The organism is Sphingomonas nostoxanthinifaciens (assembly GCF_019930585.1).
GTDB classification, from domain to species: Bacteria; Pseudomonadota; Alphaproteobacteria; order Sphingomonadales; family Sphingomonadaceae; genus Sphingomonas_I; species Sphingomonas_I nostoxanthinifaciens.
Genome location: NZ_CP082839.1, coordinates 2,147,816 through 2,172,273, shown reverse-complemented (window position 1 = coordinate 2,172,273; position 24,458 = coordinate 2,147,816). Strand labels below are relative to the sequence as shown.

The window sequence follows — 24,458 nt, the reverse complement described above, 5'->3', positions numbered from 1 at the left end:
GAGATAGAAGATGGTGCTACCCGAGGCTGAAGCCGGCCACCCCACTTTGGCGAGCATGATGCGGCTGGTCGCGATCATGGCGCGGTTGCGCGATCCCGAGCGTGGTTGCGCATGGGACGTTGCGCAGACCTTCGCGACGATCGCGCCCTATACGATCGAGGAGGCCTATGAGGTCGCGGACGCCTGCGCGCGCGACGATATGGCGGAGCTGCGCGACGAGCTCGGCGACTTGCTGCTCCAGGTCGTGTTCCATGCGCGCATGGCCGAGGAACGTGGCGCCTTCGCGCTGGCCGATGTCGCCACGGCGATTTCCGAGAAGATGGAGCGTCGCCACCCGCATGTCTTCGGCGACGGCGCCGGTGGCCATCATCAGTGGGAAGCGATCAAGGCCGCCGAGCGCGCCGCCAAAGCCGACGATCCCAGCGCCCTCGCCGGGGTCGCGCTAGCGCTGCCGGCGCTGATGCGGGCCGAGAAATTGCAGAAGCGCGCCGCGCGGACCGGCTTCGACTGGCCCGATGCCGAGGGCGCGCGCGCCAAGATCGACGAGGAAGCCGCCGAGGTCGCCGCCGCGCCCGATGCCGCGGCTCGGGAGGAAGAGATTGGCGACCTGCTGTTCGCGGTCGTCAACTGGGCGCGCAAGCTCGGCCACGATCCCGAGGTCGCCCTGCGCGCCGCCAATGCCAAGTTCGAGCGCCGCTTCCGCGCGATGGAGGCGATTGCCGGCGACGGCTTCGCCGCGCTGACGCTCGAAGACAAGGAGCGGCTTTGGCAGACCGTCAAAAAGCGGCCGGCCTGATCCCCTGCTTGGCCTCGAACCGGCCCCATTCGTCGGGCGAAAGCCGCACGTCGAGGCTGATCGTCTCGCCGTCGAGCGCCTGATCGAGCACCTCGCCATGCTGGTGCAGCCACGCCAGCGTCTCGCCGTCCGTCGCCGCCACCGCCAATTTGTGGACGCGCGCACCTGCCAGCAGCCGCTCCGCCACGGTCCGGCGTAGCGCATCGACGCCGTCGCCGGTGCGCGCCGAGATGGCGACCACATCGGCCCGGCGCGCCGCTTCGGCCGCCACGTCCTCGCGTGTCACCTCATCGAGCAGGTCGAGCTTGTTCCACACTTCGATCAGCGGAACGTCATCCTCCCCCTCGCCCGACATCAGGCCGATCTCGGCCAGCACCGCCAGCACGTCGGCGCGCTGCGCCTCGCTGTCGGGATGGGCGATATCGCGCACGTGGAGAACGAGATCGGCGGCGGTCACCTCTTCAAGCGTCGCGCGGAAGGCGGCGACGAGCTGGGTCGGCAGATCGGAGACGAAACCCACCGTGTCGGAGAGGATCGCCTTGTCGAGCCCCGGCAGCGACACCTGCCGCATCGTCGGATCGAGCGTCGCGAACAACAGGTTTTCCGCCATCACGTCGGCGCCGGTCATGCGGTTGAACAATGTCGACTTGCCGGAATTGGTGTAGCCGACCAGCGCCACGACCGGCCACGGCGCGCGTTCGCGCCGCGCGCGATGGAGCCCGCGCGTCTTGCGCACCTGCTCGAGTTCGCGCCGAATTTTGGCCATGCGGTCGCGGATCATGCGGCGGTCAGCCTCGATCTGCGTCTCGCCGGGGCCGCCGAGGAAGCCGAAGCCGCCGCGTTGGCGTTCCAAGTGGGTCCATGACCGGACGAGTCGACCAGCCTGATAGTCGAGATGCGCCAATTCGACCTGCAGCCGTCCCTCGGCGGTCGCCGCGCGCTCGCCGAAGATTTCCAGGATCAATCCGGTCCGGTCGATCACCTTGGCTTCGCAGGCTTTTTCAAGGTTCTGCTGTTGGACGGGCGTGAGCGCGGCATCGACCACCACCAGTTCGGCATCGTGCATCCGGGCCGAGGTGGCAATCTGCTCGACCTGTCCCGATCCGAACAAGGTCGCCGGCTTGGGCGCGCGTACGCGGAACGCCTCGGCATCGACCACGTGAAGCCCGATCGCGGCGGCAAGACCGCTTGCCTCCTCGAGCCGCGCCGCGCTGTCGCGCATCGTCTGGCCAAGCTCGGGCAGCGCGATCACCGCGCGTGCGCCATGCCGGACCTCGTCAGTCTGCTCGCGTCCGAATCCGCTCATTCACACCATGTAGGGCGGCGCCGCGCCGACGCCAGTGGGAGGACGAAGTTGAGGAAGTTGAGGGTTGCGCGCATCACCCCTCGTCTTCGTCGTCGCCCTCGTCATCCTCCTCGCCGCTCATCAGGTTGAGCGGGCGCAGCGGCTGCACCGTGGAGATTGCGTGCTTGTAGACCAACTGGCTCATGCCGTCGCGACGGAGCAGCATGCAGAACAGATCATAGGCCGCGATCTCGCCCTGCAGCATCACGCCGTTGACGAGGAACATCGTCACCGGATCGCCCGACTTGCGCACCGCAGCGAGGAATATTTCCTGCAGCAACGGGGACTTGCGATCCTCCAGCTTCTTCTCGGCCTCGCTCAGGTCGATCGGGTGCGCCGGCATGACGGTGGAGATTGCGTGCTTGTAGATCAGCTGGCTCTGGCCATCCCGGCGCAGCAGCACGGAGAAATTGTCGAACCAGGTGATGATCCCCTGGAGTTTCACACCCTTTACCAGGAACATCGTCACCGGCGTCTTGGATTTGCGGAGCGTGTTCAGGAAGATGTCTTGAAGATTGTTGACCTTGTCCGCCATTGCGCGTGGTCCTTCTATGATTGGCGGGTCATTGCCCGCTGGCGCCTTTGGCGGCGCCATGCGCCCCGACCGTTTGCCGGAACCCGAGCGAAATAGGATCTGTTGCGATGCAGCACAAGGCACGGAATCGTTTCAGTATCGTAACCAGTCCCGAATCGGACCTATCGGGATGACGCCTTCTCAGTCCTCCTCGGATCGCGTGTCCGCGAGCCCGAGGCTCTTGAGTTTGCGATGAAGCGCCGAGCGCTCCATGCCGATGAACGTCGCGGTGCGGCTGATATTGCCCGAGAACCGACGGATCTGGACGCGCAGATATTCGCGCTCGAACGTCTCGCGCGCCTCGCGCAGCGGCGTCCCCATGATCGAGCGGCCGGCGTCGCCCGGCACGATCTCGGCCTGGCCGGACACAACCTCGGGCGGCAGCATGTCGGCGTCGATCCGGCCGATGCGGTCGAGCGGCGCGAGGATGATCGTGCGCTCGATCACGTTGCGCAGCTGGCGGACGTTGCCCGGCCATTCATAGGCCTGCAGTGCCGCGACCGCCTCGGCGCTGAGCTCGGGGGTCGGCACGCGTCGTTCCGCCGCATAGCGGGCCGCGAAATAAGCGGCGAGCGTCGGCACGTCCTCGCGCCGCTGCTCCAGCGGGGGCATCTGCACCGGCACGACGTTGAGGCGGTAATAGAGATCCTCGCGGAAGCGCCCGGCGGCGATCTCGCTCGCCAGATCGCGCGAGGTGGCGGACACGACGCGCACGTCGACCTTCACCGTGCGCGTGCCGCCGACGCGGGTGAAGCTCTGATCGGTCAGCACGCGCAGGATCTTGGCTTGGGTCGACAGCGGCATGTCCGCAATCTCGTCGAGAAACAAAGTGCCGCCATGCGCCTGTTCCAGCAGGCCGGGGCGGGCCATCTCGCCCCCCTCCTCCGCGCCGAACAATTCCTCCTCGACCCGCTCGGGCGACATGCGCGCAGCGGAGACGACGGTGAACGAGCCTTGTTCGCGCGTGCTCCACTTGTGAAGCAGGCGGGCGGCGACCTCCTTGCCGGCGCCGGCCGCACCCGAAATGAGGACGCGGCTGCCGGTGGCGGCGACGCGCTTCAGCGTGGCGCGCACCTGGTTGATCGCGGCGCTGGTCCCGGTCAGTTCGTCCTCCGGCCCCACTCGCTCGCGCAGGCTCGCATTCTCGCGCCGCAGCCGGTCGGTCTCGGTCGCGCGCGCCACGAGGTGAAGCAGGCGCGAGCTTTCGAACGGCTTTTCGATGAAGTCGACCGCGCCCTGACGCACCGCCGCCACCGCGGTATCGATCGTGCCATGTCCGGAAAAGACGATCACCGGCAATGTCGGATCGCGCCGCTTGATCTCCGACAGGAGTTGCAGGCCGTCGAGGCGCGAGCCCTGCAGCCACACGTCGAGCAGCACAAGGCTCGGTCGTCGTTCGCCGAGCGCGGCCAGCGTCGCGTCAGCGTCGGCGGCGGTGCGAGGCTGATAGCCCTCGTCCTCCAGCACGCCCGCGACCAGTTCGCGGATGTCGGCTTCGTCGTCGACGACGAGGATGTCCAAGGCCATGTTTTCAGCGGCTCCCGGCCGTTACGAGTTGAGGAAAGGCGTCGGCAGGCGTGTCGATCAGTCGAGCGAGCGCGGCGAGGTCGAAATCGAGGCCGACGACCGTGCCGCCGCCGGGCCGGTCGCTGAACACCATCGTTCCCTGATGCTCCTCGACGATGCGACTGACGATCGCGAGGCCGAGGCCGGTCCCGCGCGCACGGGTGGTGACATAAGGTTCGGTCAGCCGGTCGCGATCGGGCGGCAGACCGATGCCGTCATCCGCCACCTCGATGCGCAGATGGCCATCGGCGGCGCGGACCGTCATCGCGACATTGCCCGCCCCGCCCTCGCCGGCGCGCGCCTCGATCGCCTCGACCGCATTCTTGACGATGTTGGTGAGCGCCTGGCCGAGCTGGCGACGGTCGCACACCAAGGGCGGCAGCGCATCGGATGCGTCGAGGCTGAAACGGACCGACGGGTGCGCGACCTCGTGCAGGAACAAGGCCTGACGGCAAATGTCCAGCGGGTTCTCGGTGCGGAATTGCGGCTTCGGCATGCGCGCGAACGAGCTGAACTCGTCGACCATGCGGCGGATGTCGCCGACCTGGCGGACGATTGTCGACACCAGCCGCTCGAACGTCCCGCCATCGCCCTCGATCTCGCGGCCGTAACGGCGCTGGAGCCGCTCGGCGGCGAGCTGGATCGGCGTGAGCGGATTCTTGATTTCGTGCGCGATGCGGCGGGCGACGTCGGCCCAGGCGGCGCGTCGCTGGTCGGCGAGCTGCTGCGTGATGTCGTCGAACGTCAGAACGTGGCCGAGCCCGGCATTGACGATCGTCACGGCGAGCGTGCGGGGCTCGCCCTCCTGCTCGATCTGCACGACCGCCTCGCGCTCATTGCCGTCGAGCAGATGATCGAGATCGGGTGCGATTGTCGCCAGCTTGGCGCCGATCGCATGGGTCGGATCGACCCGCAACAACGCCTGGGCGGACAGGTTCAACAGGGTCACATCGCGCTCGCGATTGACCGAGATCACCCCTGCCGACACCCCCGACAGCACCGCCTCGGTCAGCGCGCGGCGGCTTTCGAGCGCGCCGGTCTGCTCTTGCAGGCGTCGGGTCATGCGGTTGAAGGCGGCGGCGAGCGTGCCGACCTCGTCATGCTGGTTGGGCGCGGTCACCCGCGTTGCGAGATCGCCGCCCGCCACCGCACGCGCTGCACCGACCAGCTCGCCGATCGGCCGTACCAGCCGATCCGCCACCGCCAGCGCCACCCAGATGGCGAGCGTCACGATCAGCAGCGAAACGACGAACAAAGCGGTGTTGAAACGCAGCTGAAGCGTGCGCGCGCGGGTCACCAGCCGGCGATATTCGCTGAGCGCGGTGTTCGCCCGCCCCGCCTGCGCCAGCACGACGCGATCGGCGACCCGCGAGATATAGAGATAGGTGTGGGTTGCCTCGTCGAACCGCATCACGCTTTCGAGATGGTCGGGCAGGATGCGCGAATGCGGCTTGCCGTCGGCGAGCTGGGGAATGAGGGCGGCCGGCAGGCGATCCTCAAGCGGCCGCTTGTCGAGATTGGCACCCTGGATCAGGCGTTCGCTGCCATCCGGCGCCACTTGGATCAGCGCCGCCTGATCCAGCTTGCGATAGAAAACCTGGCTGGCGAAGTAGAGCGCCATCCGCGGATCCTCCGCGGGCGCGGTCGCGAGATTGTTCAGCAGATCGCCCCTCATGGCGACATTGTCTTCGTCCAGTCCGCGACGATGTTCGTCGACATAGGTCTGCACCACCCGGTCGGCATTGCGCAGCACCGTGGCGGCGCGTTCCGAAAACCAGAATTGCACGCCATATTGGAAGAGGAGCGAGGCGAAGATCACCACCAGCAAGGTCGGCATCGCCGCGACGACCGAGAACAGGGCCACCAGCCGCACGTGCAGCCGCCCCCTGCCCCCCAGCGGCGAGCGTTCGGACCGGCCGCGCGCGATGCGCCGCGCCAGCAGGACCAGCAGGCCCATTGCGGGCACCAGATTGGCGACGAGCAGCAGCGCGACTTCGATGGGGCCGAGCGGGCGCTGCGGGGCGCCGGCATGCCGCAGCAGCATGTACGTCATCAGCAGCATGCCGAGAATGCCGGCGAGCACGATGAATTCGAGACCGGCGATGAAGCGACGCGGCCGCAGGCGCATCAGCGCGAGCCGCCGCTTCCATCGTGGTCCTCGGGCTTTTTCGCGCGATCTTATCGCCGTCATCGTTGCTGGGCTACCACACTCCCGTGGCGCCCGGAACACATGTTGTGACAGAGAAGCGACAAACCGAGCCCTATTGGCGACGAGGCTCAGTCGCCGCCAAGGTCGTTCCGCCGTACGGCCGGCCCGACTCCCAGATCGGTCAGCTTCTTGCGCAACGTGTTGCGATTAATGCCGAGTATCTGCGCGGCCTTGAGCTGATTGCCGCGAACCGCCGCGAGGGTCAGGCGGAACAATGGCCGCTCCACCTCCGCCAGCACCCGGTCGTACAGTCCATCCGGCGGCAGATCGCCGCCATAGGCCGCGAAGTGCCGGGCGAGATGCTGTTCGATCGCCTCGCTCAATTCGGCACTTTCGGGAACGAGCGGCGGCTGCGGTTGGCCCAGATGGCCGAGCTGCTGCTGGACGAGGCTCGCGCTGATGACCGGATCGCGCGTCAGCGCCGCCAGCCGGCGCATGAGATTCGCCAGCTCGCGGACATTGCCCGGCCAGCCGTGCCGTTCGAGACAGCGGATCGCCGCCGGATCGAGCTGCTTGCGCGGCAGGCCGTCGGCAGCGGCGCGATCGAGGAAGTGGCGGGCGAGTTCGCCGACGTCCGAGCCACGGTCGCGCAACGCCGGCAGCCGCATCGGCACGACGTTAAGCCGGTAATAGAGATCCTCGCGGAACTGCCCATCGGCGATCAGGCGCGGCAGATCCTGGTGGGTCGCGGCGATGATGCGCGCATCGGTGCGGATCGCGCGCGCGCTACCCACCGGCGAGAATTCGCCCGACTGGAGCACGCGCAGCAGCCGCGTCTGCGCCTCCAGCGGCATGTCGCCAATCTCGTCGAGGAACAAAGTCCCGCCCTGCGCCTGCTCGAAGCGACCGGCGGTGCGCTGCGCTGCCCCGGTGAAGGCGCCGCGCTCGTGCCCGAACAGGTCGCTCTCGATCAGCTCGCGCGGGATTGCGGCCATGTTGACCGCGACGAACGGCGCGCGCCTGCGCGGCCCGAAATCGTGGATCGCACGCGCGACCAGCTCCTTGCCCGTTCCGGATTCACCCAGCAGCAGCACAGTCAGGTCGGTCGACACGACGCGCGCGATGGTGCGGAACACCTCCTGCATTGGCGGCGAGCGGCCGATCAGCGGCAGATCCTCATGCGGCCCGCCTTCTTCCTCACCCAGCGTCGGCATGCGCGTAAGCGCGTCCGCGACGGCCTGGGTCAGCTCGGCAAGGTCGAACGGCTTGGGCAGATAGTCGAACGCGCCCTGCTCGGTCGCGCGCAACGCGGTCATGAAGGTGTTCTGCGCCGACAAGACGATCACCGGCATCGCCGGATATTCGGCGATCAGCTCGGGCACATGATCGAGGCCATTGCCGTCGGGCAGCACGACGTCGGTCACCAGCACGTGCGGGCGGAAGCTGCGCAGGCTGCGGCGCATGTCCGCAAGCGTGCCGACCACCTCGACCGCGTGGCCGGCACGACGCAGCGCCTCGCGCACCACGGTACGGATCGCGGCATCATCGTCGGTGACCAAAACCCGTGCGCGCATCAGCGATCCTTCGCGCGCGGCAGCAGAAGCCGGAACACGGTTCGTTCGGGCATTCCTTCGCGCGCATATTCGACCATGCCACCAAGCTCCGACACCAGTTTCTCCACCAATGCGAGGCCGAGGCCCCGCCCCTGCCGTTTGGACGATACGAACGGATCGAACAGATGCTCGGAAATCTCGTCCGGCGCGCCGGGGCCGTCGTCGATCACGCACACCTCGATCGGCAGGTGCCGGCGGCCATCGCCGCCGTCGGTCAGCATGCTGATGCCGTGGCGATAGGCGGTGGTGAGTAGGATCGTTCCCCCTGTCTCCCCAAGAGCTTCCGCGGCATTCTTGATGAGATTGATGAGGATCTGAACGAGCGAGTCACGGTCACCGAGCACGGGCGGAAGCGAGGGGTCGTAGGCCGAGCGCACATGAACCTGCGCGCCGAAACCCGCCGCGGCGACCGCCCGGGCATGGTCGAGCAGGGCGTGGATGTTCTGGGGAGAGGTCGCGAGCGGGCGCGTGTCGGTGAAGTCCTCCATCCGGTCGATCAACGCGACGACGCGGTCGACCTCGTCGCGGATCAGGCGGGTGAGCGCGCGCCCGTCGGCATCGGCATTCGTTTCCAGCAACTGCGCCGCGCCGCGAATGCCGGCGAGCGGGTTCTTGATCTCGTGCGCCAGCATCGCCGCAGCGCCGGCGGCGGTGCGCGCGGCGCCGGCATGGCCGCTGCGCCGCGCGATCGGACCGGCCGCCGGATGGCTATGGATCGTCACCACGCGCCAGCCCGGCCAGTCGCCCAGCGGCGCCGCGGTCAGGTCGGCGCGCTGCTGGCGCTGGCCCGGCAACGTCACCTCCAGATCGTAGGCGACGAACGGTGTGTCGTTGGGCACGCTGCGCAGATGATGGCCGGTCGCATCGTGGATGTGCATGCCGATGATCACGCTGCGCGACAGGTTCAGCAGCGTCTCGGCGGCGACGTTGGCATCGAGGATCACCCCTTCCTCATCGACCACCAGCAACGGCGTCGGCAACGCCGTGAGCAGCGCTTCGGCCGGTGCGGGGCGCGCATCCGCGCGCGCCCGCAGCCGGATCAGGCGACCTTCCGGCAGGTCCACGGTGCGTAAAATTCGGCGAGCATCGCCAGGACGATCTTCGATTCAGGGATCTGATTGACGCGGTTGCGGAACTCGGCCGAACCAGCCAGCCCTTTAGTGTACCAACCGAGATGCTTGCGCGCCATGTTGACGCCGACCTCGCTGCCGTAAAGTTCGAGCATCTCGTGGTAATGCGTTACGATCGTTGCATATTGCTGGTCGATCGTCGGATCCGGCCGACGCTCGCCCGCCTGCAGCCAGCGCATCACCTGCCCGAGCAGCCACGGACGGCCATAGGCGCCGCGACCGATCATCAGCCCGTCGGCGCCGGACTGGTCGAGCGCGGCTTCGGCATCCTCGATCGAGCAGATGTCGCCGTTGACGATCACCGGCACCGACACCGCATCCTTGACGCGGCGCACGAACGCCCAGTCGGCCGAGCCCTTGTACATCTGCGAGCGGGTGCGGCCGTGGACGGTGATCATCCGCACGCCCAGATCCTCGGCAACCCGCGCCAGTTCGGGCGCGTTGAGGCTCTGATGGTCCCAGCCCATCCGCATCTTGAGCGTCACTGGCACCTTCACCGCCTTGACGGTGGCGGCGATCAGCTCGGCGGCGAGCTTGGGCTTGGCCATCAGCGCCGATCCGGCGTCGCCGTTGACCACCTTGCGCACCGGGCAGCCCATGTTGATGTCGACGATGGCGGCACCGCGATCCTCGGCCAGCTTCGCCGCCTCGGCCATCTGCGCCGGCTCGCAACCGACGAGCTGCATCGACACCGGATCCTCGATCGGATCCCACAATGCCTTCTGGATCGACTGGCGCGTCTCGCGGATCGCGGCCTGGCTCGCGATCATCTCGGTGACGTTGAGGCCCGAGCCGTAGCCGCGCACCATCCGCCGGAACGGTAGATCGCTGACGCCGGTCATCGGCGCCAGAATCACCGGCGTGTCGATCCGCACCGGACCGATCGAAATGGGTTGAAGTCGCGCCACGTTGCTCTGCCTAAAAATCAGGCAGTCCCTACAGTGTCGGGGACCGTACCGCAACCGAGCGGCGCGGCACCTGCTGCTACCTGGGCACAGCCGGCGCCGGAACGACGGCGTCGCAGTCAGTGGTGCGGCTGGACCAGGTGACGTTCTGCACCATCCAGCGGCCATTGGCGCGGACGAGATCGAAATGGTCGGTGCCGCAATGCTGCACCTTGCCGTCGATCGTGAAGACGTAGGGCGACCAGACGAGCGCGATGTCGCCGTCGACCTCGACCGCCGGATCGGTCAAACGCTCCTCATAGCGTTCCGGTCCAGGCTTGATACCGGCGGCAAAGTCCTGCCAGTTCATGTGACGAAGCGTGCGCGTGCCGTCGGGCCGCTCGGTCGCGACGGTGGCGCCGCCGTCCGGCGCGACCTGCCGGAGGATCGCGGCGCCGTCGCGCGCGGCGAGCCCGGCGAACAGGCCGTCGATCGGCGCCATCACTGCCGCGACGCCGTCGTCGGGCGGCGGCAATGCATTGGCGGGCGGCAGCTTGGCGGGCTGCGTAGCGAGGAGCAAAGCGGCGAGGATCATCGGGCGACCATGGACGTCTTATGGCCGCAGGAACAGCGCGAGGAAAGATGACGCAGGTGGACGTGGTGGTGGTTGGTGGCGGTGCGGCGGGGATTGCGGCCGCACGGCGTCTGCACGACCGTGGCCGATCGGTGCTGATCGTCGAGGCGCTGGACCGCCTCGGCGGGCGTGCCCACACCCGGCAGATTGCGGGGCTGCCGCTCGATCTCGGCTGCGGCTGGCTTCACTCGGCCGGCCGCAACCCGCTGGCCAGACTTGCGGAGGCTGAGGGCATCCGCGTCGATCACAGCCAGGCGGCGTGGCAAAGGCAGCTCGGCAATATCGGTTTTTCCGCATCGGATCAGAATGATGCATGGGCGGCTTACGCCGACTTCGAGGAAAGGCTGCGTTCCCATCCGCCGGCCGGCGATCGGGCCGCCGATGCCGTGGCGCCCGACGATCGCTGGCGACCATTCCTCGATGCGCTCAGCAGCTTCATCAACGGTTGCGAACTGGACAGCCTCTCGGCCGCCGACTTCATGGCCTATGAGGATGCCTCGACCGAGCTCAACTGGCGCCTGCCGGCGGGGTACGGCACGTTCATCGCGGGGCTTGGCGGACGCCTGCTCTTTCGCCTCGGAACGCCGGTGCGTGCGGTCGCAAACACGGGCGATGGCATTCACATAACGACCGATGCTGGCGACATTGCCGCGCGTGCGGCGATCGTCGCCGTGTCGACCGAGGTGCTGGCGCGCGGCCAAATCCGCTTCTCGCCCGACGTGACGGATCATCTGCATGCCGCCACGCGCCTGCCGCTGGGCCTTGCCGACAAGGTCTTCCTGTCGATCGCCCAACCGGATGCGGTTCCGGCGGAATCGCACCTGCTCGGCCGCGTCGATCGGACGCAGACCGGCAGCTATTATATCCGCCCGTTCGGTCGGCCGGTGATCGAATGCTTCCTGGGCGGTGCGTGGGCGCGGGAACTGGAGGGCGGCGATGCCGTCGCCTTCGTCGTCGACGAACTGAAGGGGTTGCTCGGCGGGGACTTTGCCGCAGGACTTTCGCCGATCGCGGTGACGCGCTGGGCGCAGGAACCGACCATCGGTGGCTCGTACAGCCATGCTCTGCCCGATCATGCCGACGCGCGTAATGTGCTTGCGCACCCTGTCAGCGAGCGGCTGTGCTTTGCCGGCGAAGCCTGTTCGTCCACCGATTTCTCGACCGCGCATGGTGCGTGGGAGAGCGGACTGGCCGCTGCCGACTGGATCGAGCGCGGGCTCGGTTGAGCGGGATGGCGGGCGGCCCGAGGGACGCCCGCCGCCGTCGATCAGAAGTGGTAGTTGATCTTCACGACGCCGTTATAGCCGCGCGTCGCGACGCCGAGGCGATAAAAGCCCGGCTGGGTTCCGGTCTGCAGCGCGTAGATGCTGCTCTTGCCGAGGTCGTAATAGGTCGCCTCCGCACCGAAGGAGATCTTGCGCCACACGCCCTGATTGAACGGACGGAACTCGCCGCCCAGGCCGCCGATCCAGCCCTGCGCGGTGTATTTGTGGCTGCCGGCATAGTTGACGGTGCTGTCGCTATCGCCGTCGAACTCGGCGCGGCCCTTGACCTTGCCGAAGGCGTAACCGCCGGTGGCGTAGACGAAGCCCTGGTCGCTCAGCGCATAACCCGCGCGTGCGCGGACCGAACCCATCCAGTCGAGCTGGCTCTTGACCAGGGTGCGACGGCCCGGGGCCGCTACACCGGTGACGCCGAGGCCACGATAGACCGAGGTGCCGCGCGAATCCATGTAGGAGAAGTCGCCTTCGCCACCGAAGATCAGCTTGCCGCGCTGGAAGTTGTAGCCGAGCTGGCCGCCGCCGAGCGCGCCCGAACGGTTCTGGCCGAGCTCCGACGTGCGGATGCCGCTGCTGAGCGCCACGGCGTTGTTCGGCGTGGAGCCGACGTTGCTGATCTTGCGGCCATTGTCGAAGCCATAACCGCCATGGAGACCGGCGTAGATGCCGGCCCAGCTCGGCGCATCGCTCGCCATGCCGGTCGATGCAACCGGCGCCGAAGCGTCGCTCGCAGGTGCGGTCTGATCGGCCATCTGGGCGAAGGCCGCCGTCGTCGCGCCCGCGGCGACCGCACCGGCAAACATCAATTTCAACATATACCAAGTCCCTGAAAATTAAGTGGGGACCGGCTGAACCAGCGAAGCGCGAAAACGGTGTCTCCGTTTTGTCACACCGCCTTCGCATCCGCAAAAAAACGGGACGAAGCGAGCCAAATCGGATGTAAAATGCTCGGAACCTACTCGTCGCCCATCCGAAGCGCGGCAATGAACGCCTCCTGCGGGATGGACACGTTGCCATATTCCCGCATCCGCTTCTTGCCTTCCTTTTGCTTCTCCAGCAGCTTCTTCTTGCGGCTTATATCGCCGCCGTAACATTTAGCGGTGACGTCCTTGCGCAATGCCGCGATCGTCTCGCGCGCGATAACCTTGCCGCCGATCGCCGCCTGGATCGGGATCTTGAACATGTGGCGGGGGATCAGATCCTTCAGCCGCTCGCACATGCCGCGACCGCGCGTCTCGGCGACCGAGGCGTGGACGATCATCGAGAGCGCGTCGACCGGCTCGTTGTTGACGAGGATCGACATCTTGACGAGGTCGCCCTCGCGATAGCCGACCTGATGATAATCGAAGCTGGCATAGCCGCGGCTGATCGATTTCAGCCGGTCGTAGAAATCGAACACCACCTCGTTGAGCGGCAGTTCGTAGCGCAGCTGCGCGCGGCCAGCGACGTAGGTCAGATCCTTCTGGATGCCGCGCCGATCCTGGCACAGCTTGAGGATCGAGCCGAGATACTCGTCGGGCACGTAGATCGTCGCCTCGATCCACGGCTCGTCGATGCTGTCGATCCGATTGGGATCGGGCATGTCGGCCGGATTGTGCAGCTCGATCGTGTGCGCATCCTCGGTCTTCGAATGCGACAGATGGAGGTGGTAGACCACCGACGGCGCGGTCGTGATCAGATCGAGATCATATTCGCGCGTCAGCCGCTCCTGGATGATCTCCAGATGCAGCAGGCCGAGGAAGCCGCAGCGGAAGCCGAAGCCGAGCGCGGCCGAGGTTTCCATTTCGAACGAGAAGCTGGCGTCGTTGAGGCGCAGCTTGGAGATGCTGTCGCGCAGTTTCTCGAAATCGTTGGCGTCGGTCGGAAACAGCCCGCAGAACACGACCGGCTGGACCTCCTTGAAGCCCGGCAGCGGCTCGGCCGCCGGTTTCTTGGCGTCGGTGATCGTGTCGCCGACGGCGGTCTGGCTGATGTCCTTGATCTGCGCGGTGATGAAGCCGATCTCGCCCGGGCCCAGATCGGTCAACTGCTCGATCTTGGGGCGGAAGCAGCCGACCCGGTCGATCAGGTGGCGTGTGCCGGCCTGCATGAACGCGACCTCGGCGCCCTTGCGCAGCACGCCGTCGATCACGCGGACGAGGATGACGACGCCGAGATAGGGATCGTACCAGCTATCGACCAGCATCGCCTTCAACGGCGCGCTGGCGTCGCCCTTCGGCGACGGGATCCGCTCGACCACCGCATCGAGGATCTCGTCGATGCCGATACCCGCCTTGGCCGAGGCGAGGATGGCGTTGGAGGCATCGAGCCCGATCACCTCCTCGATCTCGGCGCGGACCTTCTCCGGCTCGGCGGCGGGCAGGTCGATCTTGTTGATGACGGGCACGATCTCGTGATCGTGCTCGATCGACTGATAGACGTTGGCGAGCGTCTGCGCCTCGACACCCTGGGCGGCGTCGACCACCAGCAGCGCGCCCTCGCACGCCGCCAGGCTGCGGCTCACCTCATAGGCGAAGTCGACATGGCCGGGCGTGTCCATCAGGTTGAGGACGTGGCCCTTCCATTCAAGGCGCACGGTCTGCGCCTTGATGGTGATGCCGCGTTCCTTCTCGATATCCATATTGTCGAGCACCTGCGCCGACATCTCACGATCGGTGAGGCCGCCGGTGCGCTGGATCAGGCGATCGGCGAGGGTCGATTTGCCATGGTCGATATGGGCGATGATCGAGAAATTGCGGATCTTGTCGAGCGGAGTCATCGCGCGCGCCTAGCAGGATGCCATGGCACGCGCCTAGTGTTTCTGGAGAAGCGCGTCAGCCGAGACAGGAGGCATGCCGGCGAACGCTGGCATCTCCCGAAGGACGCGCGCCCGGTGCAGCACGCGAGGCCAGCGTTCGCCGGCGTGACGATAGGCCGAGACGCAACCCCGAGGAGATCAGGCGGCTGGCTGATCCTTGGCGCCGAGCGTCGTGTCCTTGGCGGCCAGTTCGGCGCGCAGCGCGGCGACCTCGTCGCGCGCGGCCGCAGCCATCGCCTTAACCGCCTCGAACTCCTCGCGGCTGACGAAATCGAGCCCGCCGACCCACGTCTTCACTTTCTCCCGGAATGCAGTCTCGCCCTCACGCGCCGCGCCGGCCATCGTGCCGGCGAAGCCGTTGGCCATCTTGACGAAGTCCTCGAACAACTTGTTCTCGCTCTGCATGATCGGCTCCCGAAGGTGTGTTAGGCGGCTAAATGGGTCTGGAGTGCCATTTTGGCAATGCTCGCCTCAGCCGTCCACCGTGCGGATCGCCGCGAGCAGGAATTCTACATTGCCCTCTGGCCCCGTGATCGGGCTGCGTTCGATCCCGACGACCGCCCACCCCTGCGCCGCAACCCACGCGGCGGCCTCGTCGCAGACGCGCGCATGGACGGCGGGATCGCGCACCACCCCACCCTTGCCGATCTCGTCGCGGCCTGCCTCGAACTGCGGTTTGACCAGCGCCACCAGCCGCGCGGCCGGCGTGGAGAAGGTCAGCGGTCGCTCGAGCACCTTGGCGAGGCCGATGAAGCTCGCGTCGCAGACGATCAGGTCGATCGGCTCGGGGATCTCGACGGCGGTCAGGTTGCGGGCATTGGTGCGCTCGTGTACGATCACGCGATCGTCGGTGCGCAGCTTCCAGGCGAGCTGGTTGGTGCCGCTGTCGATCGCATAGACCCGCGCCGCGCCGCGCGTCAGCAGCACATCGGTGAAACCGCCGGTCGAGGAGCCGACGTCCATCGCCACCGCGCCGGTCACGTCCCAATCGAAATGAGTGAGCGCATGATCGAGCTTGATGCCGCCGCGCGACACCCACGGATGATCGCGCCCGCGCACGTCGAGCGGCATCGCCGCATCGATCTGCTCCCCCGCCTTGGCCAGTTTGCGCTCACCGGCATAGACCAGCCCGGCAAGGATCAGCGCCTGCGCGCGCGTGCGGCTCTCGGCGAGCCCGCGATCGACGAGCAACTGGTCGGCACGGGCCTTCATCGGCCCTGTCTTACGTCGCCGATCCGCCAAATGCCATCGGCGGTCAGGCCGGCGGGGCGTCGGTCCGGGCCGGCGAGGCGCGGTGAACGGCGGCCTGCCGCGTCGTCGCGGGCAGCCGGCCATCGGGCGTGATGCCGAGATCCATCACGCACACGATGCGATAATCCTTGTGCGGGCCGCACGATACGCCGGCATAGGCCAGTTCGGGCGAATAGAGAATCGCGCGATGGCCGCGATCGTCCACGCCATCATCGACGATCAACTGGCGCACCGCGTCGACCGCGTCGAGCGAGCCGTAGGCGATCACTTCCGCCACATAGGCCCCCCCGCCGTGGCGGCGGACCCGGTCGCCCGGCGAAGAGCCGTCGGCGCCCTCATGCCCGATCGCGCCGCTCGCCCCCTGTTCGCTGCTATGGTCGGATGCGCTTTCGCGCAGCAGTGCGGCGGGTGCGATCGGCGCCATCGGGCGCTGGCGCCGCAGGAACATGATCGTCTCGTCGACCACGCGAACGCCCTCGCTAGTCTCGAAATCGACCGACTGCCCGGGCAGGCTGACGATGTTGCCATGAAAGTAGCGCTTGTAGCGTTCGAGCGCGTCGGCATAGCCGGCAGGGTCGGTCCGCGCGAAGTTCACCGCCGCCAGCACCTCGCGCTCGAACGGCGTTTCGGCATGCGCCGGCGCGGTCAGGCATAGCGCGCACGCATATAGCCATGCCCATGCTGCCGCCTTCCACGCCATTCCGCCATTGGCCTCCGCCCGTGCGGCCGCGCCGCGTCGGTGGGGCATTAGGGCAACGATGGTTAGAAAATTGCTTATGGAGGCCCAGAACAGGCCGACGGTAAGTAATGGTAAAATGCGGATAAACGGGGGCTTATCCTACGCGGGACTTGCCGCTAACCATCTGTTATGGTTAACGTCCTCTTGACACGTAACGTCTCCTGACGGAACAAAGCGGACGTAGGAGATTTCTTCCAGAATGCGTAAGTGGCTTGTGACGTACTCGTCCCGGTTGCTGGGGGCCACGGTTGGGTTGGCGATCTGTATCGAGGCGACCACGTTCGTCTCTGCCGACGCCGCCGAGGTGTCGACCGGTACTGACGGTTCCTCGCTCTTCGCTCCCTGTCTCGAATCGGCTCCCGTCACGCTCGCCTCGGCGCGCCCGCTGGCGCAGCGCAGGACGCTTGCCTCGCCGCTGCCGCACCGGCCGCGCGTTCGCCGCCGCGTCGTGCATCGCGCGCCCGTCCACCACGTCGTCGTCCACAAGCCGGTGGTCCACCGCCCGGTCGTCGTCCACAAGGCCGTGGCGCACCGGCCGCTGCACCGCCGTCATCCGGTCAAGCACCGCCGGCCGGTGATGCGCAAGGTGACCTATGCCAGCCCGCTCTGCGTCGATCGGGCACCGATCATCCGGGCGCTGCTGGGCGACGTGCCGGCGCCGACCGTCCGTCCGGTAGCGATCGTCGAGGGTGCTCCCACCGGCCCGATCCAGATTGCCGAGGCGCCGGTCTCGTCCGTCCCGATCCTGCCCGTACCGGTCGTTTCGGGCATTCCGTTGCCGAGCGTTCCGCTGGTGCCCTCGACGCCGATCGGCGGCACGCCGCCGGTCGCGGGTATTCCGGAGCCGGCAAGCTGGTGGACGATGATCCTCGGCTTCGGCGCGATCGGTGGCGTGGTGCGCGGCAATCGCCGGCGTCGCCGTCAGGCCGACATGGTGGGCGGTGACGGGCTCGAACCGCCGACCCTCTCGGTGTAAACGAGATGCTCTACCAACTGAGCTAACCGCCCTCGTCCCGCGCGATGCCACCGCTGCCGGCAAACGGCAAGGGTATCAGGTGGCGAGAACGCCGGCGCGCTCGATCGCGCGAAAGTTATTGGCGAGCGCATCGACCGCGGCCGGCGCGAGATCGACGAATACGCGCCGGCCGTCGCGCGGATCGGCCGTGCGGACGAACAATCCCATGTCGTGCAGCCGCTTGATCCAGCGCAGCGCCGTCGTCGGCGGCACCGATGCGGCGATGCACAGGCTGGATACCGCGACGTTGCGCTGCTCCATCTGCGCCACCATCAGATCCAGCAGCATGTCCCACGCCGGATCGGCGAACAGCTCCGCGTCGAAGAATTGGTCGCGCAGCCGTCGCCCGCGAATGACCGACCGGATCGTGGCGACGCTCGGCAGCGTGACACCTTCCAATAGGGCGCCGGGCGGGGGCATCGGCATCGCCGTGGGCTCGTCCCGCGACAGTTCCGCCAGCGCGCGCGCGATCCGGCTGACTTCCTCGCTCAATTGACGCAGTCGCTTCGGCGGCCCGTCGCCCCGTTCGCGCAGCGCCGGCGCCGACGGCACGGCAATGGCGAGGCCCAGCGCCGCAGCCCGCTCGATCGGGCTGGGGTCGCACAGCAGCATCACGTCCGGGTGACTGATCGCTGCACACACCGGATCGATCAGATCGGGCGTAAACGCGACCACGGTGGAAAACCGCCCCTCGGCCGCCGCCGCGTCGAGCCGCAGCAGCAGCGCGTCGAGATCTCGGCCGCTATCGCGAACGACATCCAGCAGCACCACGTCGGGATAGGCCATATCGTCCAGGATCGCGCCGGCCTGTACGACGTCGCTCGACAGCAAGGTTCGGCCGCCCACGGCAGAGACCGCCAGATGCCAGCGCTCACCGCCGGCGATATCGTCCGAGAACACCGCGCACGCGGGCTGCTCCCCATAATCGATGCGTTGGTCCATGCCCGCCCCCACAGATTGGATCGCATGACACGTATCCAATCCGGACCGGGTTCGCACCAAACATTGATCCAGATTGGTTTGATGGCGCATAAAAGCGCCACCTTACCTCCGTTTTGGTCGAGTCAGTGCCGATCAGGCTTCGAGCTGGCGCAGCAGCAGGCGAACGTCGGCGTCGAGCTCGGCATCCTTGATGCGCAATTCCTCGATCTTCCGCACCGCGTGGATCACCGTGGTATGGTCGCGCCCACCGAAGCGACGACCGATTTCGGGCAGCGAGCGCTGGGTAAGCTGCTTGGCCAGATACATCGCGATCTGGCGCGGACGGGCCACCTCGCGCGCGCGGCGCGCCGAACCCATTTCTGCCTGGCGGATGCGGTAATGCTCGCACACGCGACGCTGGATCTCGTCGATCGAGACGCGGCGCTGGCTCGCGCGCAGCTGGTCGGCCAGCGCCTCCTGCGCGAAATCGAGATCGATCACGCGATTGTTGAGCGTGGCGAACGCCATGACGCGGTTGAGCGCACCCTCCAACTCGCGCACCGACGCGCTGATCCGCTTGGCAAGGAAAAGCGCCACGTCCTGCGGCACCGTGCCGGCGGGCTGATTCTCCAACTTCTTGCAGATGATGTTGTAGCGCAGCTCGAAGTCGGCCGGATTGACGTCGGCGACGAGGCCCCACGACAGGCGCGACAGGATGCGGCTCTCGATCCCTTCCAGCGTCTGCGGCGAGCGGTCGGCACTGATGACCAAGCGACGGCCTGCCGAGATCAGCTCGTTCATCGTGTGGAAGAATTCTTCCTGGGTCGATTCCTTGCCGGCAATGAACTGGACGTCGTCGATCATCAGCACGTCGGCGGCGCGCAGCCGCTGCTTGAAGCTGTGCGTGTCCTTGGCGCGCATCGCCGCCACGAACTCGAACATGAACTTCTCGGCCGACATGTAGAGGATGCGCGCCTCCGGATGACGGGCGCGATATTCGTGGCCGATCGCATGCATCAGATGCGTCTTGCCGAGGCCGACGCCGCCATGGAGGAACAGCGGGTTGAAGGCGAGCTTTCCGCCCTCCGCCAGCGTGCGCGCGGCATTGTAGGCGAGCTCGTTCGCCTTGCCGACGACGAAGCTGTCGAACGTGTAGCGCTGCTCCAGCGTGGTCGAATGGGCGAGCGTGGCCGTTTCGGCTGCCGGCGCGACCGATGGCGCAACCGGCTCGGCCGCGGGCTCGGGCATCGTCACCCGCATCGCGTCGGTCGCCGCCTCGATCGAGACATGGACGACCTGCGGCAGCATCGCGCGCCACGCCGCCGCGATCTGCTCGGCGAAATGACCCTGGACCCAGTTGGCCATGAACGCCGACGGCGCGGTCAGCCGGACGTCGCCAGCGTCGAGATCACACGACGCCAGCGCGAGTGGCTTCAGCCAGCCGTCGAAGATCCGCTCCCCGCACGAGCGGCGCAGGCTGGCGCGAATGGCCTCCCAAGCGGCCTGAGCCGGCAGGCACGCATCGTCCTCCATCGGTACATCGTCCCTGTTCTTTACCGCATGGCGCACGCGCAAAACTCTCCCGCCGCGCGGAACGCATTCGAGCGTTCCGAGCCGTTCCGTCCACCCACGACTCTACTCTCGCGCACCAAACCCCCGTGCGCGTCGAGACCCATGCTCGAAGATGGCCCGGCGGAAGAATCACCGCCCGACCCGATGACTTTAGGGAGATCGTGGAGGCGGTTTCAAGCGCGACGACCGTCACGATTTTGAAATAAACCGGCTTGACACGGAAGACCGCCATTTTTCCGCGACTAAGCGAAAAATGACAGAAATCTGACAATTCCAGCGCAGTCCACTTTGGCGGTTACCAAGAATCATGGTATTTCCGAGGGATGACCGATCGGCTGGAAACAGGCATGAAAAAGCCCGCCGATCTTGCGACCGACGGGCTCCAAAATCAGCCGAAAAACGGTTTAGCCGAGCGCGGAAACCCGCTTGGTAAGGCGCGCGAACTTCCGCGAGGCGGTGTTCTTGTGAAGCACGCCCTTGGACACGCCACGCTGCAGTTCCGGCTGGGCCGCTGCCAGCGCCAGCGCTGCCGCATTCTTGTCGCCGCTGGTCAGCGCCGTCTCGACCTTCTTGAGGAAGGTACGGATGCGGCTGACGCGGGCGCCGTTGACTTCGGCGCGGCGATCGTTGCGACGGATGCGCTTCTTGGCTTGCGGCGTGTTCGCCATGCGGAATCAAACCTCGTTCAAATGAATGGAGCGGCGCCGGGCTGAACCCTGCACCGTGAGCGCGCGCCTCTACGTGAAAGTCGCCAACGCGTCAATCCGCGCGCTCATTTCTGGCAAGCGGGGCACCAGAAGGTCGATCGGCCGCCGTCGACCTGCCGCAGGACGACGCCGCGCCCGCACGGGCATGGCTCGCCTTCCCGCCCATAGACCCGGAACTGCTTCGAGAAATAGCCGAGCTCGCCATCGGGTCGCGCATAATCGCGCAACGTCGAGCCACCCGCCTCGATCGCGGATTCGAGCACCGACCGGATCGCCGGCACCAGCCGCCCGAGCCGTGCCTTGGTCAGGCTTCCCCCCGGTGCCCGCGGGTCGATGCGCGCGACGTTCAGCGCTTCGCATACATATATATTGCCGAGCCCGGCGACGATGCGCTGGTCGAGCAGCAGCAATTTGATTGGCGCGATCCGCCCGGCGAGTTTCCCGACCAGATAGTCGGGCGTCAGGTCCGGGCCGAGCGGCTCCGGGCCGAGCGCACGGAACGCTGCGAAATCCTCGATCGCCTCGGTGCGGAGGAGGTCGAGCGAACCGAAGCGGCGCGGATCGTGCAACGCCAGCGTGCGGCCGTCGTCGGTCTCGATCAGCAGATGATCGTGCGGCAGCAATTCGGCCGGATCGACCCGCCACCGACCCGACATGCCGAGGTGAAAGATCAGGGTGTCGCCGCGATCGGTGTCGATCAGGCCATATTTGGCGCGCCGCCCCAGCGCGGTCACGGTCGCGCCCGTCATCCGCTGGCGCAGATCGGGCGGAATGGCGCGGCGAAGATCGGCGCGGCGCGGCTCGACGCGCGCCAGCCGCTGTCCCATCAGCACCGGCCGCAGGCCGCGCACGGTGGTTTCGACTTCGGGCAATTCGGGCACGCCTCGCCCGCTAGCCGATCCCGCATGCCGCCGCTATGGGCTTGGTCCATGAGCGACACCGTCTCCTTCGGCTATGCCGACGTCCCCGCCACCGAGAAGACCGCCAAGGTCGGCGAGGTCTTCGCCCGCGTGGCGCGCCGCTACGACATCATGAACGATGCCATGTCGGGCGGCATGCACCGCCTGTGGAAGGATCGCTTCGTCGCGCGGGTGAAGCCGCGCCAAGGCGAGCGCATCCTCGACATGGCGGGCGGCACCGGCGACATCGCATTCCGCATGCACAAGACCGGCGCCGACGTGACGGTGGCCGATATCAACGGGGCCATGCTCGAGGTCGGCCAGCAACGTGCCGAGAAGCGCGGGCTGGAGGGCCTGACCTGGATCGAGCAGAATGCGGAGGAGCTGTCCTTCGCCGATGCGCGCTTCGACGCCTATACGATCGCGTTCGGCATCCGCAACGTGACGCATATCGACAAGGCGCTGGCCGAGGCGCACCGCGTGCTGAAGCGCGGCGGCCGCTTCTTCTGTCTCGAATTCTCGACCAACGAATGGCCGGGCTTCGACGAGGCCTATGATTTCTACTCGCACCGCATCGTGCCGAAGCTCGGCAAGGCGATCGCGGATGACGAGGAGAGCTATCGCTACCTGATCGAATCGATCCGCCGCTTCCCCGACATGCCCACGTTCAAAGGCATGATCGAAACGGCCGGGTTCGTGCAGGCGAAGGTCGAGCCGATCCTTGGCGGGCTCGTCGCGATCCACTCCGGCTGGAAGATCTGACCGCGCCGTGACCACCTCGATCGTCCACGTCGCCCGCCTCCTGCGCTGGGGGCGCATCCTCGCGCGGCATGGCGCGCTGCGCGGGATCGAGCGCGATCCGAACACGCCCGCGCCGGTGCGCCGCCTCGTCAAGCTCGCGCGCTTCGGCGCGCGCGTGCCGGCGCAACCGGCTTATGCCGACGCCTTCCAGGCGATCGGGCCGGCGGCGATCAAGCTCGGGCAGGCGCTGGCGACCCGCCCCGATCTGGTCGGCGAACATGCCGCTGCCGATCTGGCGCGGCTGCAGGATGCGGTTCCGGCGGCACCGTTCGAGTCGATCAAGGCGGCGCTCGAACAGAGCCTCGAGCGTCCGGTCGAGGCGCTGTTCGCCTCGTTCGATCCCGAGCCCGTCGGGGCCGCCTCGATCGCGCAGGTCCACCGCGCCGTCACCAGCGAGGGCCGCCACGTCGCGGTCAAGGTGATGCGGCCGGGGATCGAGGACGAGCTCGTCCGTGCGATCGAGACCTACGAATGGGCCGCGGCGCAGGTCGAGGCGCTCGGCGGCGAGCTGGCGCGGTTGCGCCCGCGGCTGGTGATCGCGCATTTCCGCCAATGGACCCTGCGCGAGCTAGACCTACGACGCGAGGCAGCTTCGGCCTCTGAACTGGCCGAGCATATGCAGGCCGAGCCCGGCTTCACCGTGCCCGCGATCGACTGGAGCCGCACCACGCGCCGCGTGCTGACGCTCGAATGGGTCGACGGCATCAAGCTCAACAACCGCGCGGCGCTGATCGCGGCGGGACACGACATGCACGCTTTGGCGTCGACGCTCGTCCGCGCTTTCCTGCGCCAGGCGATCGCCGACGGCTTCTTCCATGCCGACCTCCACCAGGGCAATCTGTTCGCGCTGGCCGACGGGCGCATCGCCGCGATCGACTTCGGCATCATGGGCCGGATCGATCGGCAGGCACGGCTGTGGCTGGCGGAGATCCTCCACGGCCTCATCACCGGGAATTATGAGCGCGTCGCGCAGATCCATTTCGACGCGCAATATGTTCCCGCACACCACAATGTCGCCGAGTTCGCGACCGCGTTGCGCGCCGTCGGCGAGCCGATCCGTGGCCTGCCGGTGAAGGATATCTCGATCGGCCAGATGCTCGACGGCCTGTTCGCGATCACGCGCGACTTCGACATGGCGACCCAGCCGCACCTTTTGCTGCTCCAGAAGACGATGGTGATGGTCGAGGGCGTCGCGACCGGGCTCGATCCCGACATCAACATGTGGGAGGTTTCGGGCCCGTTCGTGCGCGAATGGCTGCGCGCCGAGCTCGGCCCCGAGGCGTGGCTGGCGGATCGGTTCCGCGCCGACCTGCGCACGCTCGCGCGCCTGCCCGACCTGATCCGTCGGGTGGAGCGCCATTATCCCGAGCCGGGCGCCGCCCCGCCCGCCCCGCCGCTGCGGACGGTGGAAGTCGTGCGGATCGGCGGCGGCTGGCGCTATCTTGCGGTGGCTTTGGTGGCGGCGCTCGCCGGCTTCGTGGTGGCCTGGCTGCTGCGTTAGAGGCCTGCCGGCGGCGTCAGCTGCTGCGCTTGTTCAGTAGGAACCCCGCCCAGATACCGAAGCCGATGCCCGCCAGTGCGAGCGCAAGCGTCGCGGCCAAGGCGATCTTCAGCAATTCGAGATCGTGCGTCGTGCCGGCCCACAGGTTCATGGCGAAGACCAGCGCGGACCCGATCCAGAGGAAGATCGAGCGACGGGTAACGATCCTGGCGGCGTCCTTCATGGGTCCGACTCCGATATCGCGGGATGATTGTCTCATGCCCGCACGAACCCGGCAATGCGGT

General features: G+C 67.2%; 24 protein-coding genes and 1 tRNA gene. 5 read left to right on the top strand and 20 right to left on the bottom strand.

The features are described from left to right. Positions 1 to 58: 58 nt before the first annotated feature. Positions 59 to 796: a nucleoside triphosphate pyrophosphohydrolase gene (mazG, locus tag K8P63_RS10360; RefSeq protein ID WP_398288887.1), complete on the top strand. Its 738-nt coding sequence runs from the start codon at positions 59 to 61 to the stop codon at positions 794 to 796. Here mazG and hflX read toward each other — a convergent pair. From hflX to K8P63_RS10320, 8 genes are all read right to left on the bottom strand, one after another. Continuing rightward, a complete protein-coding gene (gene hflX / locus K8P63_RS10355) occupies positions 777 to 2,102 on the bottom strand; it encodes a GTPase HflX (protein ID WP_223795957.1) in 1,326 nt (441 codons plus the stop codon). The genes mazG and hflX overlap by 20 nt on opposite strands. Before the next feature lie 73 nt (positions 2,103 to 2,175). Further along, positions 2,176 to 2,676: an RNA chaperone Hfq gene (gene hfq, locus K8P63_RS10350; RefSeq protein ID WP_223795956.1), complete on the bottom strand. Its 501-nt coding sequence runs from the start codon at positions 2,674 to 2,676 to the stop codon at positions 2,176 to 2,178. Between the two features lie 180 nt (positions 2,677 to 2,856). Then, the gene (gene ntrX, locus K8P63_RS10345) at positions 2,857 to 4,242 is read right to left on the bottom strand and encodes a nitrogen assimilation response regulator NtrX (RefSeq protein WP_223795955.1); all 1,386 of its coding nucleotides are present in this window, start codon (positions 4,240 to 4,242) and stop codon (positions 2,857 to 2,859) included. Positions 4,243 to 4,246: 4 nt separating this feature from the next. Continuing rightward, a complete protein-coding gene (locus K8P63_RS10340; protein ID WP_223795954.1) occupies positions 4,247 to 6,409 on the bottom strand; it encodes a sensor histidine kinase in 2,163 nt (720 codons plus the stop codon). A 149-nt stretch (positions 6,410 to 6,558) separates the two neighbouring features. After that, positions 6,559 to 8,004, bottom strand: coding sequence for a nitrogen regulation protein NR(I) (ntrC, locus tag K8P63_RS10335; protein ID WP_223795953.1), 1,446 nt, complete (start codon positions 8,002 to 8,004; stop codon positions 6,559 to 6,561). Further along, complete coding sequence (locus K8P63_RS10330) at positions 8,004 to 9,107, bottom strand: two-component system sensor histidine kinase NtrB (RefSeq protein ID WP_398287401.1); 1,104 nt, start codon at positions 9,105 to 9,107, stop codon at positions 8,004 to 8,006. Before K8P63_RS10330 ends, ntrC begins: the two co-directional genes overlap by 1 nt. Then, on the bottom strand, positions 9,083 to 10,015 hold the full coding sequence (gene dusB, locus K8P63_RS10325; protein ID WP_398288885.1) for a tRNA dihydrouridine synthase DusB: 933 nt from the start codon (positions 10,013 to 10,015) through the stop codon (positions 9,083 to 9,085). The genes K8P63_RS10330 and dusB overlap by 25 nt, the downstream gene beginning before the upstream one ends. A 142-nt stretch (positions 10,016 to 10,157) precedes the next feature. After that, positions 10,158 to 10,652 (bottom strand): nuclear transport factor 2 family protein, encoded by a 495-nt coding sequence (locus tag K8P63_RS10320; protein ID WP_223795951.1) that lies wholly within the window; start codon positions 10,650 to 10,652, stop codon positions 10,158 to 10,160. A gap of 47 nt (positions 10,653 to 10,699) precedes the next feature. Here K8P63_RS10320 and K8P63_RS10315 point away from each other — a divergent pair, with 47 nt between their 5' ends. Beyond that, positions 10,700 to 11,917 (top strand): flavin monoamine oxidase family protein, encoded by a 1,218-nt coding sequence (locus tag K8P63_RS10315; RefSeq protein WP_223795950.1) that lies wholly within the window; start codon positions 10,700 to 10,702, stop codon positions 11,915 to 11,917. A gap of 41 nt (positions 11,918 to 11,958) precedes the next feature. Here K8P63_RS10315 and K8P63_RS10310 read toward each other — a convergent pair whose 3' ends face one another. From K8P63_RS10310 to K8P63_RS20780, 6 genes are all read right to left on the bottom strand, one after another. Continuing rightward, positions 11,959 to 12,786, bottom strand: coding sequence for an outer membrane protein (locus tag K8P63_RS10310; RefSeq protein ID WP_223795949.1), 828 nt, complete (start codon positions 12,784 to 12,786; stop codon positions 11,959 to 11,961). A gap of 140 nt (positions 12,787 to 12,926) precedes the next feature. Further along, entirely contained in the window at positions 12,927 to 14,729 is a 1,803-nt protein-coding gene (lepA, locus tag K8P63_RS10305; protein ID WP_223795948.1) for a translation elongation factor 4, read from the bottom strand. A 177-nt stretch (positions 14,730 to 14,906) separates the two neighbouring features. Next, positions 14,907 to 15,173: an accessory factor UbiK family protein gene (locus K8P63_RS10300; protein WP_223795947.1), complete on the bottom strand. Its 267-nt coding sequence runs from the start codon at positions 15,171 to 15,173 to the stop codon at positions 14,907 to 14,909. A 66-nt stretch (positions 15,174 to 15,239) separates the two neighbouring features. Continuing rightward, complete coding sequence (locus K8P63_RS10295; protein WP_223795946.1) at positions 15,240 to 15,980, bottom strand: TlyA family RNA methyltransferase; 741 nt, start codon at positions 15,978 to 15,980, stop codon at positions 15,240 to 15,242. Positions 15,981 to 16,023: 43 nt separating this feature from the next. Further along, positions 16,024 to 16,767: a CAP domain-containing protein gene (locus tag K8P63_RS10290; protein WP_223795945.1), complete on the bottom strand. Its 744-nt coding sequence runs from the start codon at positions 16,765 to 16,767 to the stop codon at positions 16,024 to 16,026. Between the two features lie 582 nt (positions 16,768 to 17,349). Further along, entirely contained in the window at positions 17,350 to 17,664 is a 315-nt protein-coding gene (locus K8P63_RS20780; RefSeq protein ID WP_263282626.1) for a hypothetical protein, read from the bottom strand. Between K8P63_RS20780 and K8P63_RS21015 the strand changes: the two genes are divergently transcribed. After that, the gene (locus K8P63_RS21015; RefSeq protein WP_398288883.1) at positions 17,621 to 17,734 is read left to right on the top strand and encodes a hypothetical protein; all 114 of its coding nucleotides are present in this window, start codon (positions 17,621 to 17,623) and stop codon (positions 17,732 to 17,734) included. The two genes, K8P63_RS20780 and K8P63_RS21015, sit on opposite strands and share 44 nt — an antisense overlap. Here the strand turns inward: K8P63_RS21015 and K8P63_RS10280 are convergent. The 5 genes from K8P63_RS10280 to mutM form a co-directional block, all read right to left on the bottom strand. Beyond that, positions 17,691 to 17,766 (bottom strand) — tRNA-Val (locus tag K8P63_RS10280). The two genes, K8P63_RS21015 and K8P63_RS10280, sit on opposite strands and share 44 nt — an antisense overlap. A gap of 43 nt (positions 17,767 to 17,809) precedes the next feature. Further along, the gene (locus K8P63_RS10275; RefSeq protein ID WP_223795944.1) at positions 17,810 to 18,715 is read right to left on the bottom strand and encodes a winged helix DNA-binding protein; all 906 of its coding nucleotides are present in this window, start codon (positions 18,713 to 18,715) and stop codon (positions 17,810 to 17,812) included. A gap of 132 nt (positions 18,716 to 18,847) precedes the next feature. Then, a complete protein-coding gene (gene dnaA, locus K8P63_RS10270; protein ID WP_223795943.1) occupies positions 18,848 to 20,227 on the bottom strand; it encodes a chromosomal replication initiator protein DnaA in 1,380 nt (459 codons plus the stop codon). Positions 20,228 to 20,670: 443 nt separating this feature from the next. Next, entirely contained in the window at positions 20,671 to 20,934 is a 264-nt protein-coding gene (gene rpsT, locus K8P63_RS10265; protein WP_223795942.1) for a 30S ribosomal protein S20, read from the bottom strand. Positions 20,935 to 21,038: 104 nt separating this feature from the next. Beyond that, positions 21,039 to 21,854, bottom strand: coding sequence for a bifunctional DNA-formamidopyrimidine glycosylase/DNA-(apurinic or apyrimidinic site) lyase (gene mutM, locus K8P63_RS10260; protein WP_223795941.1), 816 nt, complete (start codon positions 21,852 to 21,854; stop codon positions 21,039 to 21,041). 48 nt (positions 21,855 to 21,902) lie between these two features. Here mutM and ubiE point away from each other — a divergent pair, with 48 nt between their 5' ends. Then, entirely contained in the window at positions 21,903 to 22,634 is a 732-nt protein-coding gene (ubiE, locus tag K8P63_RS10255; RefSeq protein WP_223795940.1) for a bifunctional demethylmenaquinone methyltransferase/2-methoxy-6-polyprenyl-1,4-benzoquinol methylase UbiE, read from the top strand. A 7-nt stretch (positions 22,635 to 22,641) separates the two neighbouring features. Then, complete coding sequence (gene ubiB / locus K8P63_RS10250; RefSeq protein ID WP_223799694.1) at positions 22,642 to 24,174, top strand: 2-polyprenylphenol 6-hydroxylase; 1,533 nt, start codon at positions 22,642 to 22,644, stop codon at positions 24,172 to 24,174. Between the two features lie 16 nt (positions 24,175 to 24,190). Here ubiB and K8P63_RS10245 read toward each other — a convergent pair whose 3' ends face one another. Further along, on the bottom strand, positions 24,191 to 24,397 hold the full coding sequence (locus K8P63_RS10245) for a hypothetical protein (RefSeq protein WP_223799693.1): 207 nt from the start codon (positions 24,395 to 24,397) through the stop codon (positions 24,191 to 24,193). Between the last annotated feature and the right edge of the window lie 61 nt (positions 24,398 to 24,458).

What these genes read in the sequence shown, in the direction of transcription:
- mazG (WP_398288887.1), top strand. Translation starts at nt 59, where the DNA reads ATGCGGCTGGTCGCGATCATGGCGCGGTTGCGCGATCCCGAGCGTGGT.
- hflX (WP_223795957.1), bottom strand. Translation starts at nt 2,102, where the DNA reads ATGAGCGGATTCGGACGCGAGCAGACTGACGAGGTCCGGCATGGCGCA.
- hfq (WP_223795956.1), bottom strand. Translation starts at nt 2,676, where the DNA reads ATGGCGGACAAGGTCAACAATCTTCAAGACATCTTCCTGAACACGCTC.
- ntrX (WP_223795955.1), bottom strand. Translation starts at nt 4,242, where the DNA reads ATGGCCTTGGACATCCTCGTCGTCGACGACGAAGCCGACATCCGCGAA.
- K8P63_RS10340 (WP_223795954.1), bottom strand. Translation starts at nt 6,409, where the DNA reads ATGCGCCTGCGGCCGCGTCGCTTCATCGCCGGTCTCGAATTCATCGTG.
- ntrC (WP_223795953.1), bottom strand. Translation starts at nt 8,004, where the DNA reads ATGCGCGCACGGGTTTTGGTCACCGACGATGATGCCGCGATCCGTACC.
- dusB (WP_398288885.1), bottom strand. Translation starts at nt 10,015, where the DNA reads ATGACCGGCGTCAGCGATCTACCGTTCCGGCGGATGGTGCGCGGCTAC.
- K8P63_RS10320 (WP_223795951.1), bottom strand. Translation starts at nt 10,652, where the DNA reads ATGATCCTCGCCGCTTTGCTCCTCGCTACGCAGCCCGCCAAGCTGCCG.
- K8P63_RS10315 (WP_223795950.1), top strand. Translation starts at nt 10,700, where the DNA reads ATGACGCAGGTGGACGTGGTGGTGGTTGGTGGCGGTGCGGCGGGGATT.
- K8P63_RS10310 (WP_223795949.1), bottom strand. Translation starts at nt 12,786, where the DNA reads ATGTTGAAATTGATGTTTGCCGGTGCGGTCGCCGCGGGCGCGACGACG.
- lepA (WP_223795948.1), bottom strand. Translation starts at nt 14,729, where the DNA reads ATGACTCCGCTCGACAAGATCCGCAATTTCTCGATCATCGCCCATATC.
- K8P63_RS10300 (WP_223795947.1), bottom strand. Translation starts at nt 15,173, where the DNA reads ATGCAGAGCGAGAACAAGTTGTTCGAGGACTTCGTCAAGATGGCCAAC.
- K8P63_RS10295 (WP_223795946.1), bottom strand. Translation starts at nt 15,980, where the DNA reads ATGAAGGCCCGTGCCGACCAGTTGCTCGTCGATCGCGGGCTCGCCGAG.
- K8P63_RS10290 (WP_223795945.1), bottom strand. Translation starts at nt 16,767, where the DNA reads ATGCCCCACCGACGCGGCGCGGCCGCACGGGCGGAGGCCAATGGCGGA.
- K8P63_RS21015 (WP_398288883.1), top strand. Translation starts at nt 17,621, where the DNA reads ATGATCCTCGGCTTCGGCGCGATCGGTGGCGTGGTGCGCGGCAATCGC.
- K8P63_RS10275 (WP_223795944.1), bottom strand. Translation starts at nt 18,715, where the DNA reads ATGGACCAACGCATCGATTATGGGGAGCAGCCCGCGTGCGCGGTGTTC.
- dnaA (WP_223795943.1), bottom strand. Translation starts at nt 20,227, where the DNA reads ATGGAGGACGATGCGTGCCTGCCGGCTCAGGCCGCTTGGGAGGCCATT.
- rpsT (WP_223795942.1), bottom strand. Translation starts at nt 20,934, where the DNA reads ATGGCGAACACGCCGCAAGCCAAGAAGCGCATCCGTCGCAACGATCGC.
- ubiE (WP_223795940.1), top strand. Translation starts at nt 21,903, where the DNA reads ATGAGCGACACCGTCTCCTTCGGCTATGCCGACGTCCCCGCCACCGAG.
- K8P63_RS10245 (WP_223799693.1), bottom strand. Translation starts at nt 24,397, where the DNA reads ATGAAGGACGCCGCCAGGATCGTTACCCGTCGCTCGATCTTCCTCTGG.